28 protein-coding genes and 1 pseudogene are annotated in these 22,500 nt (G+C 66.4%); 13 read left to right on the top strand and 16 right to left on the bottom strand.

Features of this window, described 5'->3' with window-relative positions; translation table 11 throughout:
• The first annotated feature begins 325 nt into the window (after positions 1-325).
• The 4 genes from minC to G342_RS0113545 all read left to right on the top strand — a co-directional run bounded on the left by minC (position 326) and on the right by G342_RS0113545 (position 2,808).
• Positions 326-1,036, top strand: coding sequence for a septum site-determining protein MinC (gene minC / locus G342_RS0113560; RefSeq protein ID WP_425402230.1), 711 nt, complete (start codon positions 326-328; stop codon positions 1,034-1,036).
• A 20-nt stretch (positions 1,037-1,056) separates the two neighbouring features.
• On the top strand, positions 1,057-1,872 hold the full coding sequence (minD, locus tag G342_RS0113555) for a septum site-determining protein MinD (protein ID WP_018183696.1): 816 nt from the start codon (positions 1,057-1,059) through the stop codon (positions 1,870-1,872).
• On the top strand, positions 1,869-2,141 hold the full coding sequence (gene minE, locus G342_RS0113550) for a cell division topological specificity factor MinE (RefSeq protein ID WP_018183695.1): 273 nt from the start codon (positions 1,869-1,871) through the stop codon (positions 2,139-2,141). Before minD ends, minE begins: the two co-directional genes overlap by 4 nt.
• A gap of 199 nt (positions 2,142-2,340) precedes the next feature.
• Positions 2,341-2,808, top strand: coding sequence for a DUF4126 family protein (locus G342_RS0113545; protein WP_018183694.1), 468 nt, complete (start codon positions 2,341-2,343; stop codon positions 2,806-2,808).
• Positions 2,809-2,820: 12 nt separating this feature from the next.
• Here the strand turns inward: G342_RS0113545 and G342_RS0113540 are convergent, their stop codons facing one another.
• From G342_RS0113540 to G342_RS0113520, 5 genes are all read right to left on the bottom strand, one after another.
• Positions 2,821-3,042: a SlyX family protein gene (locus tag G342_RS0113540; RefSeq protein WP_018183693.1), complete on the bottom strand. Its 222-nt coding sequence runs from the start codon at positions 3,040-3,042 to the stop codon at positions 2,821-2,823.
• A gap of 152 nt (positions 3,043-3,194) precedes the next feature.
• On the bottom strand, positions 3,195-4,508 hold the full coding sequence (locus G342_RS24130) for an RNA polymerase sigma factor (RefSeq protein WP_018183692.1): 1,314 nt from the start codon (positions 4,506-4,508) through the stop codon (positions 3,195-3,197).
• A 70-nt stretch (positions 4,509-4,578) separates the two neighbouring features.
• Complete coding sequence (locus tag G342_RS0113530) at positions 4,579-5,118, bottom strand: SRPBCC family protein (protein ID WP_026304418.1); 540 nt, start codon at positions 5,116-5,118, stop codon at positions 4,579-4,581.
• Positions 5,119-5,180: 62 nt separating this feature from the next.
• Positions 5,181-5,600 (bottom strand): YciI family protein, encoded by a 420-nt coding sequence (locus tag G342_RS0113525; protein WP_018183690.1) that lies wholly within the window; start codon positions 5,598-5,600, stop codon positions 5,181-5,183.
• 47 nt (positions 5,601-5,647) lie between these two features.
• Positions 5,648-6,064 (bottom strand): YciI family protein, encoded by a 417-nt coding sequence (locus tag G342_RS0113520; protein WP_018183689.1) that lies wholly within the window; start codon positions 6,062-6,064, stop codon positions 5,648-5,650.
• Positions 6,065-6,267: 203 nt separating this feature from the next.
• Between G342_RS0113520 and G342_RS0113515 the strand changes: the two genes are divergently transcribed.
• Both G342_RS0113515 and uvrB read left to right on the top strand, forming a co-directional pair.
• The gene (locus G342_RS0113515; RefSeq protein ID WP_018183688.1) at positions 6,268-7,314 is read left to right on the top strand and encodes an Ldh family oxidoreductase; all 1,047 of its coding nucleotides are present in this window, start codon (positions 6,268-6,270) and stop codon (positions 7,312-7,314) included.
• Positions 7,315-7,418: 104 nt separating this feature from the next.
• Positions 7,419-9,980 (top strand): annotated as a pseudogene (uvrB, locus tag G342_RS0113510) (excinuclease ABC subunit UvrB); the annotation flags it as partial.
• A 623-nt stretch (positions 9,981-10,603) separates the two neighbouring features.
• On the opposite strand, the gene G342_RS0113505 reads toward uvrB, so the two are convergent.
• Positions 10,604-11,320, bottom strand: coding sequence for an MgtC/SapB family protein (locus G342_RS0113505; protein ID WP_018183686.1), 717 nt, complete (start codon positions 11,318-11,320; stop codon positions 10,604-10,606).
• A 157-nt stretch (positions 11,321-11,477) separates the two neighbouring features.
• Here G342_RS0113505 and G342_RS0113500 point away from each other — a divergent pair, with 157 nt between their 5' ends.
• Complete coding sequence (locus G342_RS0113500; protein WP_018183685.1) at positions 11,478-12,044, top strand: hypothetical protein; 567 nt, start codon at positions 11,478-11,480, stop codon at positions 12,042-12,044.
• A 7-nt stretch (positions 12,045-12,051) separates the two neighbouring features.
• On the opposite strand, the gene G342_RS0113495 is transcribed toward G342_RS0113500, so the two are convergent.
• Complete coding sequence (locus G342_RS0113495) at positions 12,052-12,786, bottom strand: phytochelatin synthase family protein (protein ID WP_018183684.1); 735 nt, start codon at positions 12,784-12,786, stop codon at positions 12,052-12,054.
• Positions 12,787-13,005: 219 nt separating this feature from the next.
• Between G342_RS0113495 and G342_RS0113485 the strand changes: the two genes are divergently transcribed.
• On the top strand, positions 13,006-13,587 hold the full coding sequence (locus G342_RS0113485) for an AAA family ATPase (RefSeq protein ID WP_018183683.1): 582 nt from the start codon (positions 13,006-13,008) through the stop codon (positions 13,585-13,587).
• A 3-nt stretch (positions 13,588-13,590) separates the two neighbouring features.
• Here G342_RS0113485 and G342_RS0113480 read toward each other — a convergent pair whose 3' ends face one another.
• The 3 genes from G342_RS0113480 to G342_RS0113470 form a co-directional block, all read right to left on the bottom strand.
• A complete protein-coding gene (locus tag G342_RS0113480; protein ID WP_156830942.1) occupies positions 13,591-13,893 on the bottom strand; it encodes a hypothetical protein in 303 nt (100 codons plus the stop codon).
• Positions 13,894-14,035: 142 nt separating this feature from the next.
• Positions 14,036-14,863, bottom strand: a complete 828-nt coding sequence (locus G342_RS0113475; RefSeq protein WP_018183681.1) for an SDR family NAD(P)-dependent oxidoreductase — start codon at positions 14,861-14,863, stop codon at positions 14,036-14,038.
• A gap of 96 nt (positions 14,864-14,959) precedes the next feature.
• A complete protein-coding gene (locus G342_RS0113470) occupies positions 14,960-15,238 on the bottom strand; it encodes a TM2 domain-containing protein (protein WP_018183680.1) in 279 nt (92 codons plus the stop codon).
• Between the two features lie 193 nt (positions 15,239-15,431).
• Between G342_RS0113470 and G342_RS0113465 the strand changes: the two genes are divergently transcribed.
• Positions 15,432-15,785, top strand: coding sequence for a DMT family protein (locus G342_RS0113465; protein WP_018183679.1), 354 nt, complete (start codon positions 15,432-15,434; stop codon positions 15,783-15,785).
• A 128-nt stretch (positions 15,786-15,913) separates the two neighbouring features.
• On the opposite strand, the gene G342_RS0113460 is transcribed toward G342_RS0113465, so the two are convergent.
• Positions 15,914-16,159, bottom strand: coding sequence for a hypothetical protein (locus tag G342_RS0113460; RefSeq protein ID WP_156830941.1), 246 nt, complete (start codon positions 16,157-16,159; stop codon positions 15,914-15,916).
• A 197-nt stretch (positions 16,160-16,356) separates the two neighbouring features.
• Positions 16,357-16,986 carry a glutathione S-transferase family protein gene (locus G342_RS0113455; RefSeq protein ID WP_018183677.1) on the bottom strand — a complete coding sequence of 210 codons (630 nt, stop codon included), beginning with the start codon at positions 16,984-16,986 and terminating at the stop codon, positions 16,357-16,359.
• Between the two features lie 154 nt (positions 16,987-17,140).
• Between G342_RS0113455 and modA the strand changes: the two genes are divergently transcribed.
• From modA to modC, 3 genes are all read left to right on the top strand, one after another.
• Positions 17,141-17,950 carry a molybdate ABC transporter substrate-binding protein gene (modA, locus tag G342_RS0113450; protein WP_156830940.1) on the top strand — a complete coding sequence of 270 codons (810 nt, stop codon included), beginning with the start codon at positions 17,141-17,143 and terminating at the stop codon, positions 17,948-17,950.
• A 71-nt stretch (positions 17,951-18,021) separates the two neighbouring features.
• A complete protein-coding gene (gene modB, locus G342_RS0113445; protein ID WP_018183675.1) occupies positions 18,022-18,717 on the top strand; it encodes a molybdate ABC transporter permease subunit in 696 nt (231 codons plus the stop codon).
• The gene (gene modC, locus G342_RS0113440) at positions 18,714-19,781 is read left to right on the top strand and encodes a molybdenum ABC transporter ATP-binding protein (RefSeq protein WP_018183674.1); all 1,068 of its coding nucleotides are present in this window, start codon (positions 18,714-18,716) and stop codon (positions 19,779-19,781) included. Before modB ends, modC begins: the two co-directional genes overlap by 4 nt.
• An 83-nt stretch (positions 19,782-19,864) precedes the next feature.
• On the opposite strand, the gene G342_RS24125 is transcribed toward modC, so the two are convergent.
• The gene (locus G342_RS24125) at positions 19,865-20,263 is read right to left on the bottom strand and encodes a septal ring lytic transglycosylase RlpA family protein (RefSeq protein WP_425402223.1); all 399 of its coding nucleotides are present in this window, start codon (positions 20,261-20,263) and stop codon (positions 19,865-19,867) included.
• A 184-nt stretch (positions 20,264-20,447) separates the two neighbouring features.
• Entirely contained in the window at positions 20,448-21,239 is a 792-nt protein-coding gene (locus tag G342_RS0113430; RefSeq protein WP_018183672.1) for a DUF72 domain-containing protein, read from the bottom strand.
• Positions 21,240-21,308: 69 nt separating this feature from the next.
• Between G342_RS0113430 and G342_RS0113425 the strand changes: the two genes are divergently transcribed.
• Positions 21,309-21,551 carry a YgaP-like transmembrane domain gene (locus G342_RS0113425; protein ID WP_018183671.1) on the top strand — a complete coding sequence of 81 codons (243 nt, stop codon included), beginning with the start codon at positions 21,309-21,311 and terminating at the stop codon, positions 21,549-21,551.
• A gap of 30 nt (positions 21,552-21,581) precedes the next feature.
• Here G342_RS0113425 and G342_RS0113420 read toward each other — a convergent pair whose 3' ends face one another.
• Both G342_RS0113420 and arfB read right to left on the bottom strand, forming a co-directional pair.
• The gene (locus tag G342_RS0113420) at positions 21,582-21,836 is read right to left on the bottom strand and encodes a GlsB/YeaQ/YmgE family stress response membrane protein (protein WP_018183670.1); all 255 of its coding nucleotides are present in this window, start codon (positions 21,834-21,836) and stop codon (positions 21,582-21,584) included.
• Positions 21,837-21,997: 161 nt separating this feature from the next.
• The gene (gene arfB, locus G342_RS0113415) at positions 21,998-22,417 is read right to left on the bottom strand and encodes an alternative ribosome rescue aminoacyl-tRNA hydrolase ArfB (RefSeq protein ID WP_018183669.1); all 420 of its coding nucleotides are present in this window, start codon (positions 22,415-22,417) and stop codon (positions 21,998-22,000) included.
• Positions 22,418-22,500: the final 83 nt, after the last annotated feature.

Raw genomic sequence — 22,500 nt, 5'->3', positions numbered from 1 at the left:
GTTAACCATAAGGGATCGCGGACCGGTGACGGCGAAGGTTAACGCGTTAACCCCGCCGACCCGCTGATTGATTCGTGCCGGCCCGCGGTCCGATGCCGCCGCGGCTGCGTCGAATCCCGCTGGGCGTCGTAGGGAAAGGCAGCGAAACGGCCTGTTTTCGCGCGGTTGTTGATGCCGCTTCCGGCTGCAACCGATAATTTTTTGTAGGCCGCAAGTCCCTCGGAATTCCTCAACTTTCGTCGCCTGACCGGTTAACGGCCCCGGCGTGGTTAACCACTCGTTAACCGGCGTGTCGCACAGATTGCTTAACAGAAGGCAAATTGCGATCGTGGCTACACCTGCTTCCAAACAACGCGCTGCAATCCGGTTCCGGGGAAGGTCCTTCCTCGCCACCGTGCTGGCGCCCGAGCTCCCGCTGGCCGACTGGCTGGCCGAACTCGACAAGCTATCCAAACGTTCCGAGGGCTACTTCGCCAGTCGCCCCGTCATTCTCGACGTCACCGGCCTCGCCATCACCAAGCGCGACTTCGCAGAGCTGATCGCAATGCTCTACGAGCGCGAGATCAAGGTGATGGGGGTCGAGGGCGCCGATCCGTCCTGGCTCGGCTTCGGCATGCCGCCCTCCGTGAGCGGTGGCAAGCAGACCGAAATCCTGCACAAGCCGTCCGCCGAGCCACCCAAGCAGAACAGCTTCGTCGACCGCGCGATTCCCTCGCTGCTGATCGAGACGCCGGTCCGTTCCGGGCAGTCGATCATCTTCCCGCAGGGGGACGTGACGGTGGTGGGTTCGGTCGCCTCGGGCGCCGAGATCATCGCCGGCAACTCGATCCACATCTACGGCACGCTGCGCGGCCGGGCGATCGCGGGGTCGACGGGCAATGCCGGGGCGCGGATCTTCTGCCAGAAATTCGAGGCCGAGCTGATCGCCATCGACGGCCTCTACCAGACTGCCGATGACCTGGATGCAAGCCTTCGCGGCCGCGCCATCCAGGCTTGGCTCGCAAATGACAAGATGAACATGGCGGCGCTGGCCTGAGCCAGCAAGGAGCAGAAGCAATGTCTCAGGTTCTCGTTGTGACATCGGGCAAGGGCGGAGTGGGCAAGACGACGTCCACCGCTGCCATCGGCGCCGCACTGGCCCTTTCCGGCCAGCGCGTCGCTGTCGTCGATTTCGATGTCGGCCTTCGCAATCTCGACCTCGTCATGGGCGCCGAGCGCCGCGTGGTCTACGATCTCATCAATGTCGTGCAGGGCGAAGCCAAGCTGCAGCAGGCGCTGATCCGCGACAAGCGGCTCGAGACGCTCTACGTGCTGCCCGCCTCGCAGACGCGCGACAAGGACGCGCTGACGGAAGAGGGCGTCACGCGCGTCATGGAAGAGCTGCGCGGCCATTTCGACTGGGTTGTCTGCGACAGCCCGGCCGGCATCGAGCGCGGCGCCATGCTCGCCATGCGCCATGCCGACGTCGCCATCGTCGTCACCAATCCGGAAGTCTCGTCGGTGCGCGATTCCGATCGCATCATCGGCATGCTCGATTCGAAGACCCTCAAGGCCGAGAAGGGCGAGTACATGGAGAAGCATCTCCTGCTCACCCGCTACGACGCCGCCCGCGCCGAGCGCGGCCAGATGCTCAAGGTCGACGACGTGCTCGAGATCCTGTCGATCCCGCTGCTCGGCATCATCCCGGAGAGCGAGGCCGTGCTGAACGCCTCGAACGTTGGCTGCCCGGTCACGCTGGTCGACACCGACAGCGCCCCGGCGCGCGCCTATCTCGACGCCGCCCGGCGCCTCGAGGGCGAGAACATCCCGATGGTCGTTCCGTCTGAGCGGCGCGGCTTCATGAGCAAGCTTTTCGGTCGGAGGGCTGCATGACGATCTTCAATTTCTTCAAGCCGACGCGCTCGGCGCCGGTGGCGCGCGACCGGCTGCAGATCCTGCTGCAGCATGAACGGGTCTCGGCAGGAGCCAGCGACCTGATCGCCAAGCTCCGGGAGGAGATCCTCGGCGTCATCGCCCGCCATGTCGACATCCCGGCCGACAAGGTGCAGGTGAAGATGCAGCGCGGCGACGCCGTCTCCACCCTCGAGGTCGAGATCGAGCTGCCGAATCCCGTGCGACGCCGCGCCGAAGCGGCCGCCTGATACGCCAGGGAAGGCCGGCATTCATGCCGGCTTTTTCTTGCGCCCTCGGTGGCTTCCGGCTTCCGCAGGGTAAGATTTGCTGCCAGTTCGGCTCCGCCCCCGGCCGCGCTAGTTTTTCTTTCCGACCACCGCAGTTTCCGCTGGTCTCCCGAGCCGGAAATCCGTCACCTTGTGGCGCAGGCAGCGGGGGAAAAGCAGCATGACCATCTACGTCCTGGCTCTGTTGATCGGCGTCGTCGCAGGACTGCGCGCCATGACCGCGCCGGCGGCGGTCAGCTGGGCCGCCTATCTCGGCTGGATCAATCTGGACGGCACCTGGCTGTCCTTCCTCGGCCACTGGATCGCGCCCTGGATCCTCAGCCTGCTGGCACTTGCAGAGCTCGTCACCGATCAACTGCCGACCACGCCGAGCCGCAAGGTGCCTATCCAGTTCGGCACCCGTATCTTCATGGGCGCCGTCTGCGGCGCGGCGATCGGCTTTGCCGGCGGCAGCTGGATCGTCGGCCTCATCCTCGGCGCGATCGGCGCGGTAATCGGCACGCTGGGCGGCCATGAGGCGCGGAAGCGCCTGGTCGCGGCGACCGGCGGCAAGGACCTGCCGATCGCCCTCTTGGAAGACGGCATCGCCATCGCCCTGGCGCTCTGGGTCGTCGCCTACGTCACCTGACCGGCTCGCGCCTCAATAATGCGGCGGCGGTGGCTCGGGCAGGCCCGGGCGACCGATCTGTTCCGTCGTCTCGCGCAGCTGGTCGGTCAATTGCGCGATCTTGCGGGTCAAGAGGTCGATCTGCTTCCACTGATCGGTGACGGCCTTGTTCAGATCCTCGATCGTCTCGTCCTGATAGGCGAGGCGGATCTCCAGCGCGTCGATACGGCCCGTCAAGGCCTCGGTGTCGGCCATCGGATCCTCCAAATTGCACGTCGTCCGCAAGCCGGACCGGACCCGCTCCTAAAGCATTTCATCGCGTCGTGGATACGAGGAAATGCTCCGACGCTGGGTTCACCCGCGTTTTCTTCCCGCGAGCCGGCATCGAGTTTGCTTGAAAACGCGTCCTATGGTGGCCGGCGCGCCGATGCGAGCGAGGCAGTTGCCGGACGCTCGCCGATGCCGCCGGCGCACTCGGCTGCCCGCGCCATCAGCAGGTCGCGCTCGCGCTGGTTCCGCGTGAGGGAAGCCGCCCGCTCGAATTCGATCCGGGCTTCGTCGAGTCGGTCGAGCTTCATCAGGAAATCGGCGCGCACGCCCGGCAGCAGATGGGACGCGGCCAGCGCCGGTTCGTTGGCAAGCGCATCGACGATGGCGAGGCCGGCGGCCGGACCGTGCGCCATGGCGATCGCCACCGCCCGGTTGAGCTCGACGACCGGCGATGGGGTGAGGGTGGCCAGCTCGTCATAGAGATCGGCGATCCGCAGCCAGTCGGTCTGGTCGGCAGTCGCTGCGCGCGCATGGCAGGCGGCGATCGCCGCCTGCAGCGTATAGGGGCCGCGCGGCCCCAGCGCTTCGGCGCGGTCCAGCGCGGCGAGGCCGCGGCGGATCAGCAAATGGTCCCATCGGGCGCGGTTCTGGTCGAGGAGGAGCACCGGCTCGCCATTCGGCCCAACCCGGGCGGCGAAGCGGGAGGACTGGATTTCCATCAGCGCGACGAGACCGTGCACTTCCGCTTCGCCCGGCGCCAGCCCGGCCAGGATGCGGCCGAGGCGCACGGCCTCCTGCGCCAGCTGCGGCCGGATCCAATCCTCGCCGGCGGTCGCCGCATAGCCTTCGTTGAAGACCAGATAGACCACCTCGCAGACGGAGGCGAGGCGCGCGGCGAGTTCGTCGCCGCGCGGCACTTCATACGGTACCTCGGCATCGGCGAGCGCCCGCTTCGCCCGCACGATACGCTGGGCGATCGTTGGTTCCGGAACAAAGAAGGCGCGGGCGATCTCTGCGGTAGAAAGGCCGCCGATCAGGCGCAGGGTGAGCGCGACGCGCGCCTCGCGCGACAGGATCGGGTGGCAGGCGGTGAAGACGAGCTTGAGCAGGTCGTCGCCGATGTCGTCGTCGAGCCTCGCCTCCAGATCGGCGACCGCGCTTTCCTGCTCCAGGTCGAGCCCGTAGCCGATCTCGACATGCTTGCGATCCTGCATCTTGCGATGGCGCAGCCGGTCGATGGCCCGGCGCTTGGCGGTTGCCATCAGCCAGGCGCCGGGATTGTCGGGGATGCCGGTTTCCGGCCAGCGCTCCAGCGCCACCACCAGGGCGTCCTGCGCCAGCTCCTCGGCCTGACCGATGTCGCGCACCATCCTGGCGAGACCGGCGACGAGTTTCGCCTGCTCGATCCGCCATACCGCGTTGATCGCCTGATGTGTCTCTGTCGTGCTCACGGCTGCCGATCAGGCCATGTCCTGTCGACAGGCGCAAGTCGTTCGGGAAAGAAGGCGTTCGGCGCGGGCCTCAGCCGCCTTCGGTCGCCGCCTTCAGATTGGCGAGGCCGGTCTCGAAATCGCGGCCGATCATCTTGTCCATGTCGACGAAGAGACCCATCACCCGCGCGACGAGCGGCGCCGGTCCGTCCATCGACCAACTGACCCGTGTCGCATCACCGTCCGGCTCCAGCGTGAATTGGGCGATATTGCTGGTGCGCATCGGCTTGGTGAAATCGAGGTTGATGCGGACGAGCGAGGGCGAGGCGGCGTCGGCGATTTCCATCCGGCCGGCCCCGGCCTTGCCGTCGCTGCTCCATTCATAGACGGCGCCCTTGCCGCTGGCCGCGCCGGCGAAGCTGCGCTGCATCGCCGGATCGAGCTTCTCATAGGGCGACCAGAGGGCCCAGCGATGGAAGTCGGTGATCAGCGGGAAGATCTTTTCCGCCGGCGCCTGGATGCGCGCCTGGCGCTGGATGCGCATGTGGTCGGGACGGGTCGCGGCATAGGCGACGACCGCCCCCATGACGACCACCAGCAGGACGGCGGCGATGGCGATGAATTTGAGCATGGTCATTCTCTTCGGAAGGGAACGCTGGGCAGGCGAAACCAGGCCTGGGAAGGGGCGGGCGGCTAGCGGCGGGCTGCCCCGGTCTGCATGGCCTCGAAGCCGGCGGCCGCCTGCTGGACGTCCTCCGGGAAATCGTCCATCTCCTGGACCTGGCGGATTTCGATGATCTCGTTGTCGCCGCCCGGGCACTTCTTGGCCCATTCGATCGCTTCCTCGCGCGACTTCACATTGATCATCCAGTAGCCGCCGAGCACTTCCTTCGCCTCGGCGAACGGGCCGTCGCTGACCTTGGGCTTGCCGCCCTCGAAGGTGACGCGCGCGCCGACGGAGGGCGGATGCAGGCCGTCGCAGGCCATCAGGATCCCGGCATTCTGCAGGGCCTCGTTGTATTTCATCATCTCGGCGACGGCGTCGGCGGCGGGCATCGTGCCCGGAGCCGCGCTCTCATAGCCCTTGGGGATCATCAGCATCATGAAACGCATGGTCGTATCCTGTTTTCTGAAGGGTGGCTGGTTGCGTGGCGGAGGCGTCAGGCCTTCGAGCCGGTTTCGATCTGGCGCATGCGCTCGATCGGCTCGCACATGGCGAAATCCTCGAGCTCGAACAGCTGGCGGAGCTCGATCTCGGCGTCCCGGCCTTCGCCGGCGGGCGAGGGCATCCGCTTCGCCCAGGCGATAGCCTCGTCGCGCGACTTGACCTCGATGATGGTGTAGCCGGCGATGAGTTCCTTGGCCTCGGCGAAGGGGCCGTCGATGACGGTGCGCTGGCCGCCGGAAATGCGGATGCGGGCGCCCTTCGAGCTCGGCTGCAGTCCGGCGCCGTCGAGCAGGGCGCCGGCCTTGGCGAGTTCCTCGTGATAGGCGCCCATCTCGGCGAGCAGCTTCTCCTCCGGCATGACGCCGGCTTCGCTGTCCTTGTTCGCCTTGACGATGATCATGAACCGCATCGGGTTGCTCCTGCTGGATCGAGGGAGACGCCTTTTCCGCACTCTGACAACACGACGAGCGACCGGCGCCCGGATCGACATCGGCGCAGACTTTTTTGCGCGCCGGGTTCGGGGTGGCACGGCGAGCCCGGGCATCTGGCGTTGTCCACCCCCCGGGGCGCTGCTAGACACGGTCGCAGGCATGGTCGGTGACGGGGGATGATTTGGACAAGGCACAATCCGGCGAGACGGTAGCGCTCAGCCTCGACGAGGTCTTCGCGCTCTCCAGATCGGTGCTGCTCGCCGCCGGCCTGACGGCCGAGCAGGCGAACCCGGTGGCCCGCGTCATCACCGAGGGACAGCGCGACGAGTGCCATTCGCACGGTCTGTTCCGTCTGCCCGGCTGCGTCCAGACCATCAACCATCCGCGCTTCAACCGCGCCGCCGTGCCGGTGGTGGAAAGCACCACGGCGGCGGTGACCAGGGTCGACGCCGATTTCGGTTTCTCGCTGCCGGCGCTGGAAGCGGCGATGCCGCGCTTCGTCGAGAAGGCGAGGGCGATCGGTATCTCGGTGCTGGCGATCAACAACTGCTTCCATTTCTCGGCGCTGTGGCCGGAGATCGAGCGGCTGACGGCGCAGGGGCTGGTGGCGATCGCCATGACGCCGAGCCATAGCTGGGTGGCGCCGGCCGGCGGCACGAAGGGGGCGCTCGGCACCAATCCGCTCGCCTTCGGCTGGCCGCGCATGGGCGCGGATGGCCAGCCGCGCGACCCGTATGTCTTCGATTTCGCCACCAGCGCCATCGCGCGCGGCGATATCTCGCTGCACAAGATGGCCGGCAAGCCGCTCAAGGAAGGCTGGGCGATCGACGCCGAGGGCAATCCCACGACCGACGCGGCGGCGGCGCTCGACGGCGCGATGCTGACCTTTGGCGGGCACAAGGGCTCGGCGCTCTCGACGATGATCGAACTCCTGGCCGGGCCGCTGATCGCCGACATGACCAGTCTCGAATCGATGGAATTCGACGATGGCGGCAAGGCCGCGCCCTGCCATGGCGAGCTCCTGATCGCCTTCGACCCGACGATCCTCGGCGGCGGTTCGCGCGACAACCAGGCGAGCAGCGAGCGCCTGTTCGGCGCCATCACCGACCAGGGCGCGCGGCTGCCGTCGCTGCGCCGCTACGAGGCGCGGGCGCGCAGCCTGGCGCACGGTGTCACCATCCCGCGCCATCTGTACGAGCAGATCCTGGCGCTGCCCCGGGCTGGCTGAGCGCCCGCGATTGCGGCAGGACGCGGCGTCAGGCGTGATTTCGCGGTCGTGATCTCGCATCACACCCCTTCAAATTCGCGTCCGGACGTTCTACTTTCGTACCCATGGTCAAGCGTCCCAAGACTTCCGGCTTCGGCGAAGCGCCGCAGGCTCCGCTCGAAGGTACTCCCCTGTCGGGTAACATCGCCGATTGGATGGACGAGATCGCGCGCGCGGCGGACGCCGAGCCGATCGCGCCCAAGCCAAAGCGCGCGCCCCGCGCCCGTCCCGAACGGATGCAGCTGGTCGACCTGCCGGTCGACGAGGGCCGCAAGACGAAGTCCGGCAAGAAGGCCGACAAGAAGACGGATAAGGCCGCCGGCGATACGCACAAATCCTCGCGCGGCACCTCGATCGGCATCGCCGCGACGGCGCGCGAGCGCGCCGCGAGCGGCCTCAATCCCGTTTCGGGCCTCGAGATCAGCCTAGAAGAGGCGGAATCGATGTCGGCGTCGTCGGTGACGGCGACCGTCGCGGCGCTGTCGGCGCTCATCGAGACCGGCCGGCCGGAGATCCAGGACAAGACCTGGGTGCCGCATCGGCCGCCGCGGCCGGAGAAGTCGGAAGGCGGCAGGCCGTTCCAGATCGTCTCGCCGTTCGAGCCGCGCGGCGACCAGCCGAACGCCATTCGCGAACTGGTCACGGGCGTCGCGGAGCAGGAACGCGACCAGGTGCTGCTCGGCGTCACCGGCTCCGGCAAGACCTTCACCATGGCCAAGATCATCGAGGAAACGCAGCGGCCGGCGCTGATCCTGGCGCCGAACAAGACGCTCGCCGCCCAGCTCTATGGCGAGTTCAAGTCGTTCTTCCCGAATAACGCCGTCGAGTATTTCGTCTCCTACTACGATTACTACCAGCCTGAGGCCTATGTGCCGCGCACCGATACCTTCATCGAGAAGGAATCCTCGGTGAACGAGCAGATCGACCGCATGCGTCATTCGGCGACGCGCTCGCTCCTGGAACGCGACGACGTCATCATCGTCGCCTCGGTTTCCTGCATCTACGGTATCGGCTCGGTCGAGACCTATACGGCGATGACCTTCGGCATCGAGCTCGGCGAAAAGCTCGACCAGCGGCAGCTGCTCGCTGATCTGGTGGCGCTGCAATACAAGCGCCAGGACCTGAATTTCGTCCGTGGCACCTTCCGCGTGCGCGGCGATACGGTCGAGATCTTCCCGGCCCACTTGGAGGATCGCGCCTGGCGGCTGTCGCTGTTTGGCGACGAGGTCGAGAGCATCACGGAGTTCGACCCGCTGACCGGGCAGAAGACGGCCGAGCTCAAATTCGTCAAGGTCTACGCCAATTCGCACTATGTGACGCCGAAGCCGACGCTGAACCAGGCGATTGCCTCGATCAAGCAGGAGCTGCGCGCGCGTCTGGCCGAGTTGGAAGCCGCCGGCCGCCTGCTCGAAGCGCAGCGGCTGGAGCAGCGCTGCCGCTTCGACATCGAGATGATCGAGGCGACGGGCGCCTGCGCCGGCATCGAGAACTATTCGCGCTATCTGACGGGACGTCTGCCGGGCGAGCCGCCGCCGACCCTGTTCGAATACCTGCCGGACAATGCGCTCGTCTTCACCGACGAGAGCCACGTCACCATCCCGCAGATCGGCGGCATGTATCGCGGCGACTTCCGGCGCAAGGCGACGCTGGCCGAATACGGCTTCCGCCTGCCAAGCTGCATGGACAACCGGCCGCTCCGCTTCGAGGAATGGGACGCGATGCGGCCGCAGACGGTGCACGTCTCGGCGACGCCCGGCAGCTGGGAGATGGAAGCGACCGGTGGTGTCTTCACCGAGCAGGTCATCCGCCCGACCGGGCTGATCGATCCGCCGGTCGAGGTGCGCTCGGCCAAGAGCCAGGTCGACGATCTGCTCGGCGAAGTGCGCGAAACGGCGAAGAAGGGCTATCGCACGCTGGTCACGACGCTGACCAAGCGCATGGCCGAGGATCTGACCGAATATCTGCACGAGAACGGCGTCCGCGTCCGCTACATGCATTCCGATGTCGAGACGCTGGAGCGGATCGAGATCATCCGCGATCTCAGACTCGGCGCCTTTGATGTTCTGATCGGCATAAACCTGCTGCGCGAGGGGCTCGATATTCCCGAATGCGGACTGGTGGCGATCCTGGACGCCGACAAGGAGGGCTTCCTGCGTTCCGAGACGTCGCTGATCCAGACGATCGGCCGCGCGGCGCGCAACGTCGACGGCAAGGTCATCCTCTATGCCGACCGCATCACCGGCTCGATGGAGCGGGCGATGGGGGAGACCGAGCGCCGTCGCGAGAAGCAGGTCGCCTACAACACGGAACACGGCATCACGCCGGCTTCGATCAAGCGCGACATCGGCGACATCCTGTCGTCGGTCTATGAGCAGGACCACGTCACCGTCGATGCCGGCCTCGCCGACACGGCGCTGGTCGGGAACAATCTGAAGGCGCATCTCGACGCGCTCGAGAAGAAGATGCGCGACGCCGCCATGAACCTCGAATTCGAGACGGCGGCGCGGCTGCGCGACGAGATCAAACGTCTCAAGGAGACGGAACTCGCCATCGCCGACGATCCGCTGGCGCGGCAGTCGACGATCGACGACCGCACCGGCGGCTATCGCGGCGAGCGCAAATACGGCAACGCCGCCAATTTGCCGCCCGAACCGGCGACCCGCGCGCACAAGAACGATCTCGACGAGATGACGGTGAAGCGCACCGAAGTTCCCGCGACGCGGGCGCGCAAGCCGCATCTGGACGAGATGGGCGCCAGCTCGAACATGACCTCGGTCGCCGCCGACGAGCATGAGCGGCCGCAGCGCCCCGACCCGATGACGACAAACCATCGTCCCGGCGGCCGCTCGGTCGGCGGTCGCCCGGGCAGTTCAGCCGGGCGCAAGGGGCCGAAGCGGCGGTAAGGGCTGACAGCGACTCCCTCGTCTCCGGAGTGGGAGAGGGGCTTCGCTTCTCTTGAACCCTCCCCTTGAGGGAGGGTCGAAAACGCTCTTCGCGTTTTCGGGGCGGGGGGCTTTGGAGGGACGGCTCCAGTCTCTCGACGCGATCAATATCTTTCAGACGGCCTGGTCTCTCGACGAGGCCAGGAAGAACCCTCCCCAAAACCGCTTCGCGGTTTTGGCCTTCCCTCAAGGGGAGGGTTCAGAGGGAGGCCGGTCGGATGGTGGCATGAGCTAGGGGGCCTCTCCCGCTGGCGGGAGAGCGGGCAGGTTGCGCCATCCCAGCCAAGCGCCCCCATCGTTGCGGGAAATCAATCCTTGGTGCTGAGCGCCCAGGAGGCGTGGGTGACGCCGGCCAGCCGCTCGATCCGGCGGGCGACGGCGTCCATCTCGCTCGCCTTCACCGCCGTGCTGACGAGGGTCGCGACGATCTCGGCGAGGTTCTCGCCGCGCTCGACCACCTCGATGTCGCCGGCCGGGTAATGCGCCTTTTCCAGGAGGTCGGCCACCACGGTGCGGAGCCTCGGCAGGTCAGCCTCCTGCACGGTCACCGTCACCTCATAGGTCGCCTCGGACGCCTCCTCGTCGAGCGGGATGCGGTTGATGGCGTTGACCAGCGGCCTGAGCAGCGTGTTGCCGGCGATCACGAACACCGTCACCAGCGCCGCATGCGCGATCATGTCGGCGCCGGCGCAGGCGCCGATCGCCGCGGCGCACCAGAGCGTCGCCGCCGTGTTGAGGCCGCGCACGTTCATGCCCTCGCGCATGATCGCGCCGGCGCCGAGGAAACCGACGCCCGACACCACATAGGAGATGACGCGCGTCGCCTCGACCGGGCCGGTGATCGACATGGCGAGATCGACGAAGGCGGCGGCGCCCACGGCGACCAGCACATTGGTCCGCAGGCCGGCCGTGCGCTGGCGATACTGCCGCTCGGCGCCGACCATCGTGCCGAAGATGAAGGCGGCGGTCAGGCTGACGACGGTGTCGAGGAAGGGCCAGAACTGGAAGGTCTCGATGAAGCGCAATTTCGGCCTTGTCGGGAAGGGGCGGGAATCAGACGAACCATACTAACCGGCGCGTGTGCAGGACGCATGACGCTCCGCCTTCCGGACCGCCGCGACAAATGGCTGGCTGGCCCGCCCAGCCGCGCGCGCGACAATGCCTGGGAATCAGGAGGCCGGCATGGCGCTCATCGACGATTATCTTCCCGCCTATCAGTTCAGCGAACGCCATTCGCGCCCGATCGCCGCGGCGCCGGAGCGGGTGATGGCGGCTGTCGCGGCCTATCGGCCGGACAATGACCGCTTCTTTGCGGCGATGATCGGCCTGCGCGAGTTGCCGATGCGGTTGTCGGCCCGGCTCTCGGGCCGACCGGCGACGCTCGCCGCGCCGTTCGGACTGGCCAACTTCACCCGGCTCGACGAGCGGCCGGCGAGCGAGATGGTCTACGGCCTGGTCGGCCGGTTCTGGCAGCGGGATTTCGGCCTGGCCGCGATCGCGGACGGCGCGGCTTTCCGCGCCTTCGACGAGCCGGGCGTCGCCAAGCTGGCGCTCGGCTTCGTCGCCACCCGGACGGCGACGGGGATCCTGCTCGCCACCGAGACGCGGGTCCATTGTGCCGATCGCGCCGCGCTGCGCCGGTTCGCGCCCTACTGGTATCTGATCCGCCCGGTCAGCGGCATGATCCGCGGCCGGATGCTCGCCGCGATCCAGCGCGCCAGTGAAGGTCCGGTCCCCGGCGAGCGCTGACGAGCGCTTATTGGCCGGTGGATTCCGGCCGTTTCGAGATCAGGACATAGCCGCGCGTGCGGTCGCCATTGTCGCTGTCGGTCGTGTTCATGGCGGCGAACAGGTCGGCCGCCTTGACCCAGACCGGCGGGTATTTGTAGCGGGCGACATCGAGGATGAGGAAGCGGTCGGTATCGGCGTCATAGGCGGCGAGCGGCGAGATATGGCCGCCCACTTCCTGGCGGATCGCCTTGCGCAGATAGTTGACGATGACGAACTGGCCGGGCTTGGCGAGATGGTCGCGGGCGGCGTCCCGGAAGGCGTCGAGGCTGTTGTCGCCGGCGTGCTTGACGGTCACGGCGAGCGGCCGTGTCGCCAGTATGCCGCCGAGCTCGTCCAGCGTCATGCCCTGCTTCAGGATGGTCTCGCGCGACACGATCGCGTCGGTGCGCTCGTCGAGCAGATTGTCCTGCGTGAAGATGTGATACGGCTCGTATTCCGGCACCGGCGGGGCCGGGACCTTGGCCGCGTTGAGCACCATCACCATCGAAGCGACGCCGCAATAGGCCTGGTTCTTCTGGGTGACGAACTGGTCGACCAGCGGAAAATAGGCCTCGCGCGCCTCGGCGCCGACCAGCAGCGCCTCGCCCTCATCCGTCGCCGCGCCGACGAGCCCGTCCGGCAGGGGCAGGGTTTCGGCGGAGAGGGGCGTGATCGAGAGGGTAACGAGCAGAAAGGCGAGGCGGAGGCTTGGGGCGTTCATGATGCAATCCCGGCTCGATCCTGGCTTGGCCGGGATCATGATCCTTTTTTCCGAGGCGGGCGAGCCCGCGACGACCTGACATCCTTCGGCTTGACGTTCCTTGGTTCGAGTGGTTCATGGAAGGGTGCGAAATGCGGTCGAGCCTGGCTCCCGCCCCCGCCCATCCTCCTCCGAAGCGAAGCTGCTCATCCCTTGACCCTGCATCCGGGAAGCCGAACCATGCCTAAAATCGAAGACCGTCTCGATTGGCCGAACGAAGGCCGACAACGCCTCGTGATGCTGTCCGGCTGCTCGGGCGGCGGCAAGTCGACCCTGCTCGCCGAACTGGAGGCGCGCGGTCTCGCCACATGCCCGGAGCCCGGCCGGCAGATCGTCTGCGAGCAGAGCTTCATCGATGGCCCGGCTCTGCCATGGGTCGACATGAGCCAGTTCATCGAGCTCGTGGTCTCCCGTTCCCTCCAGCAGGCGGCCCAGGCGATCCGAAGCGGCGAGGTGACGATCTTCGATCGTGGCCTGGTCGACGCCTATGCCTATTTCGAGCGGGAGGGCCTCGCCGTGCCGTCGCATATCGAGAATGCCGTGCGCCGCCTACGCTACGCCGACCGGGTGTTCCTGGCGCCGCCCTGGCCGGAGATCTTCGCCTCCGACGCCGAACGTCGCCACGGCTTCGACGCGGCGGTGGCCGAATATCAATCCCTGCTGCGGGTCTACGCGGCCCTCGGCTACGAGCTCGTCGAGTTGCCGAGGGCGTCCGTCGCGGCGCGGGCCGATTTCGTGATGGGCCGGCTTGCCGGAGCGTGAGCCCTACTTCTTCTTGTGCCGTCCCATCGACATGGCGGTTTCGCAGGCCATCTTGCCATCGGCCATCTTCATGTCGTTGGCCATGTACATCTTGCCGTCGGAGCCCATCATCATCATGACGCAGCCATCCATCGGCTTGGCGTCCTTCATCATGGCATCCATGTTCATCCGCTCGGTGTCCCGCGTCCGACCGTCGGGCATCACGATCAGCACTTCGCCCTTTTTCATCATGTCGTCGGCGAAGGCGGGCGCGGTTGCGATCGTCGCCAGGCCGGCAACGGCCATGACCAGGGACCATTTATGCATGATCTTTCTCCAGCGGTGACTGCGCCGTCATTTCCCGGCGGCGCGGCATCTTAGGTCTGGAGTGTCGTCTGGGCGGATGAATTGAGTATCAAATTGCCGTGTCGGGCGCGGCATTGGATCGTGATTTCGCGGACGTGACCGCTCACCCCTTTAGATACGCCTTGAACTTGTCGCCGAAATCCTTGTGCCAGCGCGATAGCGGTGGGCGGTTCTCGACGATGTCGCCGGCTGCCCAGAGGATGCGCTTCTCGTCGGTGGCGCGGTCGACGTCGTTGTCGGGGCAGAGGATGTAGAAATCGCCGCGCTCCAGCGAGGCGAGCATGAAATCGACCGTCTGCTCGGCCGTCCAGGCGCCGGCCGGCTTCTCGGTCCGATCGCCCTTGGTCAGATGCGTCCACACGAAGCCCGGGATCAACAGGTGCGCGGTGATTGTCGCGCCCTCGATGTTGCGCAGTTCATGCGCCAGCGCCTCGGTTGCCACCTTCACGCCGGCCTTCGACACATTGTAGCCGGCGTCGCCCGGCGGCGTGGTGATGCCCTGCTTGGAGCCGGTGTTGATGACGAGCCCGGGCTCGATCCCCATCAGCATCTCCGGCACGAACACCTGCATGCCGTTGACGACGCCGAACAGATTGGTGCCGATCACGCGCTGCCAGTTGTCGAGAGAGCCCAGCACCGGACCGGCGCCATCGGTGCCGGCATTGTTCATCAGCACGTTGACCTTGCCGAAGCGCTCGTAGACGGCGTCCTTCAGCTTTTCGACATCCTCGCGCACGGACACGTCGGTGCGGATGGCGAGGACATCGGGGCCGAGCTGCGCCGCGGCGGCGTCGAGCGCCTCCTGCCGGAAATCGGCGATGGCAAGCTTCAGCCCCATCGCCTGGAACTTCTTCGCGGCGGCGAGGCCGATGCCGGAGGCGCCGCCGGTGATGACGGCGACATGGTCTTTGGCGAGCGCAGGATGGGGCATGGCGATAGGTCCGGGCTGGAAGAGACGGGGAAAGCTAAGGGCCTCGGCGATCGCTTGTCCAGCGGGCCGGCGCGACGGTCGGATTCCTCCGCCGGCTCAGCGCAGCGCTTCCAGCTCCAGCCGGCGGCGAATCTCGTCCTGCTTGTCGCGGATCATGCCGGGGATTAGGAAGGCGTCGATCAGCACCCAGACGAAGCCGATGACGATGAAATAGCAGAGGATCTGCAGGATCGCGCTGCCCGGGCGGCCGAGATAGAAGCGGTGCGCCGAGACGAACCACAGGAAGATCCAGAGCAGATAGGCCGTCGCCGTGCTCGGGCTCTCATTGGCCACGCGCATTTCGATCAGCATGCGTTGTTCGGTTGTCAGCGGCATGGAACCATCCCTTCAGTTGCGGCGACCATAGCCGAAGCCCGGGGAATGGGAAGCGGGCGAGCTGCTCTGTGCGGTCAGGATGTCACAATCGGCGGGAATGGCTTGGCGAGACGGGCTTGCGCGGCGTCCCTGGCTTGACGACGGCCTTGGCACAGGCAGAGTGCGCGCCATCCATCTACCCCAAGGTCAAGCCATGCCCAACCTGCTCTCGCCGGCGATCGCGCCGATCCTGCTCCTGATCGCCTCGAACGTCTTCATGACGTCGGCCTGGTACTGGCACCTGAAGTTCCCGAACACCTCGCTGGTCAAGGTGATCCTGATCAGCTGGTTCATCGCGCTGTTCGAATATTGCCTGGCGGTGCCGGCGAACCGGATCGGCCACGGCGTCTATTCGGCGGCGCAGCTGAAGACGATCCAGGAGGTGATCACCCTCGTTGTCTTCGCGCTGTTCTCGGTGCTCTATCTGAAGGAATCGCTGAGCTGGAACCATCTCGTCGGCTTCGCGATGATCGCCGGCGGCGCCGCCTTCATTTTTCACAAGTTCTGAGCGGCGCGGCCAGCCAGAACTGCTCGATCTCGAACGAGTCGTCATGGTGCTGGCGGCGTTCGCCGGCGACCGGCGACCGACGGACGTGAACGCGTTCCAGCGAACGGGCAGGGCGGTTGCGCATGGGATCAGCCGCCCGTTCCGGCGCGGGCGACAGGGACGATCGCGCCGACCGGCGTGTGATCCAGCGTCTCGATAGCGGCGTCCTGGCGAACCGGGCTGTCGGTGGCGCGCGGCGGCGTGCCGCCGATGCCGTGCACGGTGACGATGGCGATGATCACGGCCGCGTAAGCGGCGATCCAGACGTAAAAGGCGCCCCGCGCCGCGTGCTCGCGGCGGGGTCTACCGCGCTTCGTTCCGTTGTCCATGCTCATCGTCATAATCCGTTCGTCTGATCGTCAGTCTGCCCGTCCCACATTCCCATAGAGAGCCCGGACTACGGCGGCGGTCCGGACGTATTGTGGTTTTGCGCGACATTTGTCGTGTCGAAATTGAGAACCTTGGGCCAAGGTTAAAAATGGATGAATTCCGGCTGCTTAGCAGTGCGGCCTCACATGGTCTGTGACCGGGGTCACGCTGCGTCAGGTCGCCAATCGAGGCCAACATGCCGGGGCCGCGCCGCGACCCGTGCCAGCCAGTCGCGGATCGCCGGATAACGGCCGAGATCATAGTCGGCCTCTTCCGCGACATGCGTATAGGCATAGAGCGCGATATCGGCGATCGAGAAGGCCGCGCCCGCGAAGAAGGCGCTCCGGCTGAGCCTGTCTTCCATCACCGCCAGCACGCGGTTGCCCTTCTGCTGCCATTCGTCGATCCGGTGCGCCATCGTCTCGCGGCCGCCCGGAATGTAGCGCAGCCAGTTGCGCGCCACCGCGATCACCGGCTCGTGGCTGTATTGCTCGAAGAACAGCCACTGATAGCAGAGCGCCCGCTCATAGGGATCAGCGGGGAGGAGCGGGCTGCCTTCGGCCAGATGCAGCAGCATGGCGTTTGATTCTGCCAGCGGCCTGCCGTCCGGCAGCAGTAGCAGCGGCACCTGCGCATTTGGATTGATCGCCAGGAAGGCCGGGCTGGTCGTCTGTCCGTCCCCCTTCACAAAGTCGACGATCCGGAAGGGAATGCCGAGTTCATGCATGGCGAGGCGCGGCTTGTAGCAATTGCCGGAGAACTGCATCGAATAAAGCGTATAGGCGTTCGTCATGACGGATCCTCTTTGTCGATCGCCAGGCTAGTCGTCGCGACGGGATCGCGTCCAATTCCAAATCGTGTTGCTCTGATTTGCGAAATCGATCGATCGAGGCGTTGATCCCTCGACATTTCCATGCAGAAATGTCGATATGATTGAGGAGAGCATCATGTCGATCCACCGTTTCCGTCGCGGGCTTGTCCTGCTGGGTGCCCTGGCGGCACTGGCCGCGCCGTTCGTCTCGCCCTTCGCCACCTCGACGGCGCAGGCGGCCGACGTCACCGTCTTCGCCGCCGCGAGCCTCAAGAACGCGCTCGACGGCGCCGCCGCCGCCTACAAGGCGAAGACCGGCAAGGAGCTCGCCATCAGCTATGCCGGCTCCTCGCAGCTCGCCAAGCAGATCGAGTCCGGCGCCCCGGCCGACATCTTCTTCTCCGCCGATCTCGACTGGATGGATTATCTGGCCAAGAAGGACCTGATCGATCCGGCGTCGCGCGTCACGCGGCTCGGCAACACGCTGGTGCTGGTCGCGCCGAAGGATGCCACGGTCGATCTTTCGATCGGCAAGGACTTCCCGCTCGCCGCGGCGCTGGGCGCCGATGGCAAGCTCGCCATGGCCAGCATCGATTCCGTGCCGGCCGGCAAGTATGGCAAGGCCGCGCTGACCTCGCTCGGTGTGTGGGACGCGGTCGCCCCGCATGTGGCGCAGGCGGATAATGTCCGCGGTGCGCTCGCCTTCGTCGCCAAGGGCGAGGCGCCATTCGGCATCGTCTACGGCACCGACGCCCATGCCGAGCCGGGCGTCAGGGTGGTCGGGACCTTCCCGCAGGACAGCCACCCGGCGATCGTCTATCCTGTCGCGCGGATCGCCGCCTCGACCAATGCCGAAGCGAAGGCATTCCTTGATTGGCTGATCTCGCCGGAGGCTCGCCCGAGCTTCGAGGCGCAAGGGTTCACCATTCTCGCCGGACAGGGATGACGAATCCCATGCACAAGGGCTTCGCGATGCCGTGATAAGGAACGTCGCTGCATTCCGGACCCGGCTGATCGATGACTGATTTCCTTTCCCCCGAAGAACTGACCGCCATCGGCCTGAGCCTCAAGGTCTCGTCGGTAGCGATGCTGGTCAGCCTGCCGTTCGGCATCGCCATCGCCTTCCTCCTGGCGCGCGGACGCTTCTTCGGCCGCACGCTGCTCGATGGCATCGTGCATCTGCCGCTGGTGATGCCGCCTGTGGTGACGGGCTATCTGCTGCTGCTCGCCTTCGGCCGCAAGGGACCGCTCGGCGCCTTCTTCGAGCAGACCTTCGGCCTCGTCTTCGCCTTCCGCTGGACGGGCGCGGCGCTCGCCTGCGGCATCATGGGCTTCCCGCTGATGGTGCGGGCGATCCGGCTCTCCATCGAAAGCATCGATCGCCGGCTCGAACAGGCTGCCTCGACCCTGGGCGCCGGGCGGATGCTGGTTTTTCTGACTGTGACGCTGCCGCTGGCGCTGCCGGGCATCCTCGCCGGTCTGGTGCTGTCGTTTGCCCGCGCGCTCGGCGAGTTCGGCGCCACCATCACCTTCGTCTCCAACATTCCGGGCGAGACTCAGACCGTGCCGTCGGCGATCTACGCGCTGATCCAGACGCCGGATGGTGACGCGGCGGCGCTGCGCCTGACCCTGATCTCGATCGCGATTTCGCTCGCCGCCCTCGTCCTGTCGGAATTCCTCGCCCGCCGCATGGCAAGGGATGTCGTCGCATGACGATGTCGATCGCGATCCGCAAGCAGCTCGGCCAGTTCACGCTCGATATCGCGCTGGAGACAGGGCCGGGCGTCACGGCTCTGTTCGGCCGCTCCGGCTCCGGCAAGACCTCGCTGGTCAATCTGATCGCCGGCCTCGCCCGGCCGGACCAGGGCAGCATCGTCCTCGACGGGCGGACGCTGGTCGATACCGGGCGCGCCGTCTTCGTACCGCCGGGCAAGCGGCGCATCGGCTATGTGTTCCAGGAGGGGCGGCTGTTCCCGCATCTCTCCGTCCGCTCCAACCTGCTCTATGGCCGCTGGCTGACGCCGCGCGCCCGGCGCTGGGGCGGTCTCGACGAGGTGGTCGAGCTGCTCGGCATCGGCGGCTTGCTAGGCCGCATGCCGCGCGATCTTTCCGGCGGCGAAAAGCAGCGCGTCGCCATTGGCCGGGCGCTGCTGGCGAGCCCGGACTGCCTGCTGATGGACGAGCCGCTGGCGGCGCTTGACCGCGAGCGCAAGGCCGAGATCCTGCCCTACATCGAGCGTCTGCGCGACGCCAAGCGCCTCCCCATCGTCTATGTCAGCCACGCCATCGAGGAGGTGGCGCGTCTCGCCGATACGGTAGTGCTGATCGACAAGGGCCGCGTCGCCGCCATCGGGCCGGTCGGCGAGGTGTTCGCCCATCAAGAGGCGGTGGTCGACTGGGAGGCGGGGGCGGTGCTGGACGCGATCGTCGTCGCCCAGGATCCGGCCGGCGGCGTGACCCGGCTCGGTCATCCGGCCGGGCCGATCGTCGTACCCCATACCGAGGCGCCGATCGGCAAGCGGCTGCGCATCCGCATCCGCGCCCGCGACGTGACGCTGGCGGTCGGCGAGCCGGGCCGGCTATCGGTCCGCAACCGGCTGGCGGCACGGATCGTCGAGGTCGGGGAAGGCGGCCCGCAGGACATCGGCATCCGCCTCGATGTCGGCGGCGAACCCATGCTGGCGCGCGTGACGCGCGATGCCGTGCAGGATCTCGGGCTGGTGGCGGGCCTCGAAGTGACCGCGCTGGTCAAGGCCGTGGCGCTGGACGGCACCTAGATCGGCAGGATCGATGGAAGAGGGAGGCGGATGCCTCCCTCCGGCGTCGGATCGGCCGTGTGCCCGCAGGGGGCGAGGCTTCGTTAGGCCGGGCAGGCGCCCTTCATGGCGGCGCCGTCGACGACCAGCCGCACCTTGGCGGTGCCGGACTTGACCATGCCGAGCTGCTGCGCCGCGGCGCGCGAGACGTCGATCACCCGGCCGCCGGTGAAGGGGCCGCGATCGTTGATGCGGACGACGACATACTTGCCGTTCTTGAGATTCTCGACCCGGACGCGGGTGCCGAAGGGGAGATGACGGTGCGCGGCCGTCATGGCGTTGGGATTGTTGCGCTCGCCATTGGCGGTCTTCCCGCCCAGCTGGTACCATGAAGCACGGCCGCACTGGGTGCCGGCTTCAGCCGGCTGGCTCCCGAAGGAGACGGCCGCTCCAGCGGCAACAAGGGCGGCCGTAACGGCCGCGATACGCAATTGAACCTGCACGCTTGATCTCATGGTTGTCGCGCTCGCCGACGCGGGTTTGCACCTAAAACGGAAACAAGTTTCGCTGGCTGTTTATCCAACAGCGGAAAAAGGCGAGAATTGGGCGTGCGATTGTTCACTAAAACAATGCAACCTGCCGCAACCGACGAAGCATTGGCGGTGGGATGCGTTGAGTCAGGTGGACTCAGTCGGCCTTGAGTCGCTCGATCAGCGCCATGGCGGCGAACGGCGCCTTCGGCTTGAAGCCGTTGATCATGTAGAGGAAAACATCGCGCTTCTTGCCGCTTGCCGGCGTCTCGGCGAGGAGCGGCAGATCGGAAGGCACGCCGCCTTCGGCCCATTCCTCGGCGCGCCGGCGCCAGTCGTCCAGGGCGGCTTCCGGGTAGCCAATTTTTTCTTCCTGGGAGGCATTTTGCAGCCGGGCGTAGACGAAATCGGCGGTCGGATCGGCAATCTGCGGGAAGTCGTCGGAATCAGCGACAACCACCGCGACGCCGTGCCGGCGCGCGAGCGCGATGAAATCGGGCGTCTGGAAGCTCGGATGACGGACTTCGACCGCATGGCGGATCGTCCGGCCGTCGACGCTCTTGGGCAGCAGCTTGAGGAAGCCCTCAAAGTCCTCGGCGTCGAATTTCTTGGTCGCCATGAACTGCCAGTTGATCGGACCGAGCTTCGTGCCGAGCTCGGTGACGCCGCTGGCAAAGAAGCGGTCGATCGACTCGCCCGCCTCCGCCAGGACGCGGCGATTGGTGGCGAAGCGGGGCCCCTTCAGCGCGAAGACGAAATCATCCGGCGTCTCTTCCGCCCATTTGCGGAAGCTCTCGGGCTTTTGCGAGCCGTAATAGGTGCCGTTGACCTCGATCGAGGTCAGCTTCGAGCTCGCATATTCAAGCTCGCGCTTCTGCGCCAGGCCGGCCGGATAGAAACTGTCCCGCCACGGCTCGAACGTCCATCCGCCAATGCCAACGCCGATCATGCTCTGCTGCTCCTGATTGGAACGCCGCCGACATTCGCGCGTTCACTTCTGTCAGCAACTGGAGAATAGATGATGTTTGGCGCCAAACCACCCGTCGTTGTCCCGCAAATCTCGACCGAGGGGCGTGTCGTTTCGGTGATCGCCGGTCTGATATTGGCTGCCGCGGCGGTCAAGCCGAGGCCAAACCGGATCCTGTCGGTCGTGGCGCTGGCGACCGGATCGTATCTCGCCTATCGCGGCGCAACGGGACATTGCCCGCTGACCGAGGCGGTTCACGATCATTGCCATCGGTCCGACAGCCGGGGGCGGTGAGCCCCGGCTGCCGGGCCGGCAGTGCCGGGATCAGGCGCGCTTGCGGACGACCGCGCCCCAGATCAGCAGGACGATGACCGCGCCGACGATGGCGCCGATGAAGCCTGCCTGGTCGTTGGGGCCGTACCAGCCAATCGCCTGGCCGAGCCAGGTGGCCAGGAAGGCGCCCGCGATGCCGAGGATGACGGTCAGAATGAAGCCGCTCGGCTCGTTGCTGCCGGGGGTGACGAACTTGGCAATGACGCCGGCGACGAAGCCGATGATGATGGTCCAGATGATACCCATAAGATGGTTCTCCCCGTGATGCCGGTCCGCAAAGGGTGCGGGCGCGTCAAAATGTTGCACGGCTCGGACTGATTTGGCGAGAGCCAATGACGCCGTGCTCTTTCGCCGCTTCGACGTGTGCAGACGATTTCGCTCAGTTCATCTGGTTCAGTCACGCTCGGCTAGTCGATCTTGACGCTGCCGCGCATCGCCTTGACGCCGGAGCGTTTGGTCTTGCCCTCCAGCCGCCGCTTCTTCGAGGCGAGGGTCGGCTTCGTCGCGCGCCGCGGCGTCGGCGGTACCAGCGCTTCCTGGATCAGCGCGACCAGCCGTTCCTGCGCGTCGGCGCGGTTGCGGGCCTGGTCGCGAAAACGCTGCGCCGTGATGACAATCACGCCGTTCTGCGTCAGTTTCGATCCGGCGAGTCGCATCAGCCGCACGGCTACCGCATCGGGCAGCGCGCGCGACCGCCTGGCATCGAAGCGCAGCTGCACCGCGCTCGAGACCTTGTTCACATTCTGCCCACCCGGACCGGAGGCGCGGATGAAGCTTTCCTCGATCTCATTGTCGTCGAGGATGATGTCGTCAGTGATGCGGATCATGATGGCCTTCCCGGCGCACCGATAGCACGACGAAGGCATTTCCGGGAGGGTGTCGCAAACCGGCAACAGTTGTGCTAGAATCA

Origin of the sequence: Kaistia granuli DSM 23481 (assembly GCF_000380505.1) — a bacterium.
Classification (GTDB): domain Bacteria; phylum Pseudomonadota; class Alphaproteobacteria; order Rhizobiales; family Kaistiaceae; genus Kaistia; species Kaistia granuli.
Note: the sequence above shows the minus strand (reverse complement) of the source record. Positions and strands in the feature narration are given on the sequence as shown.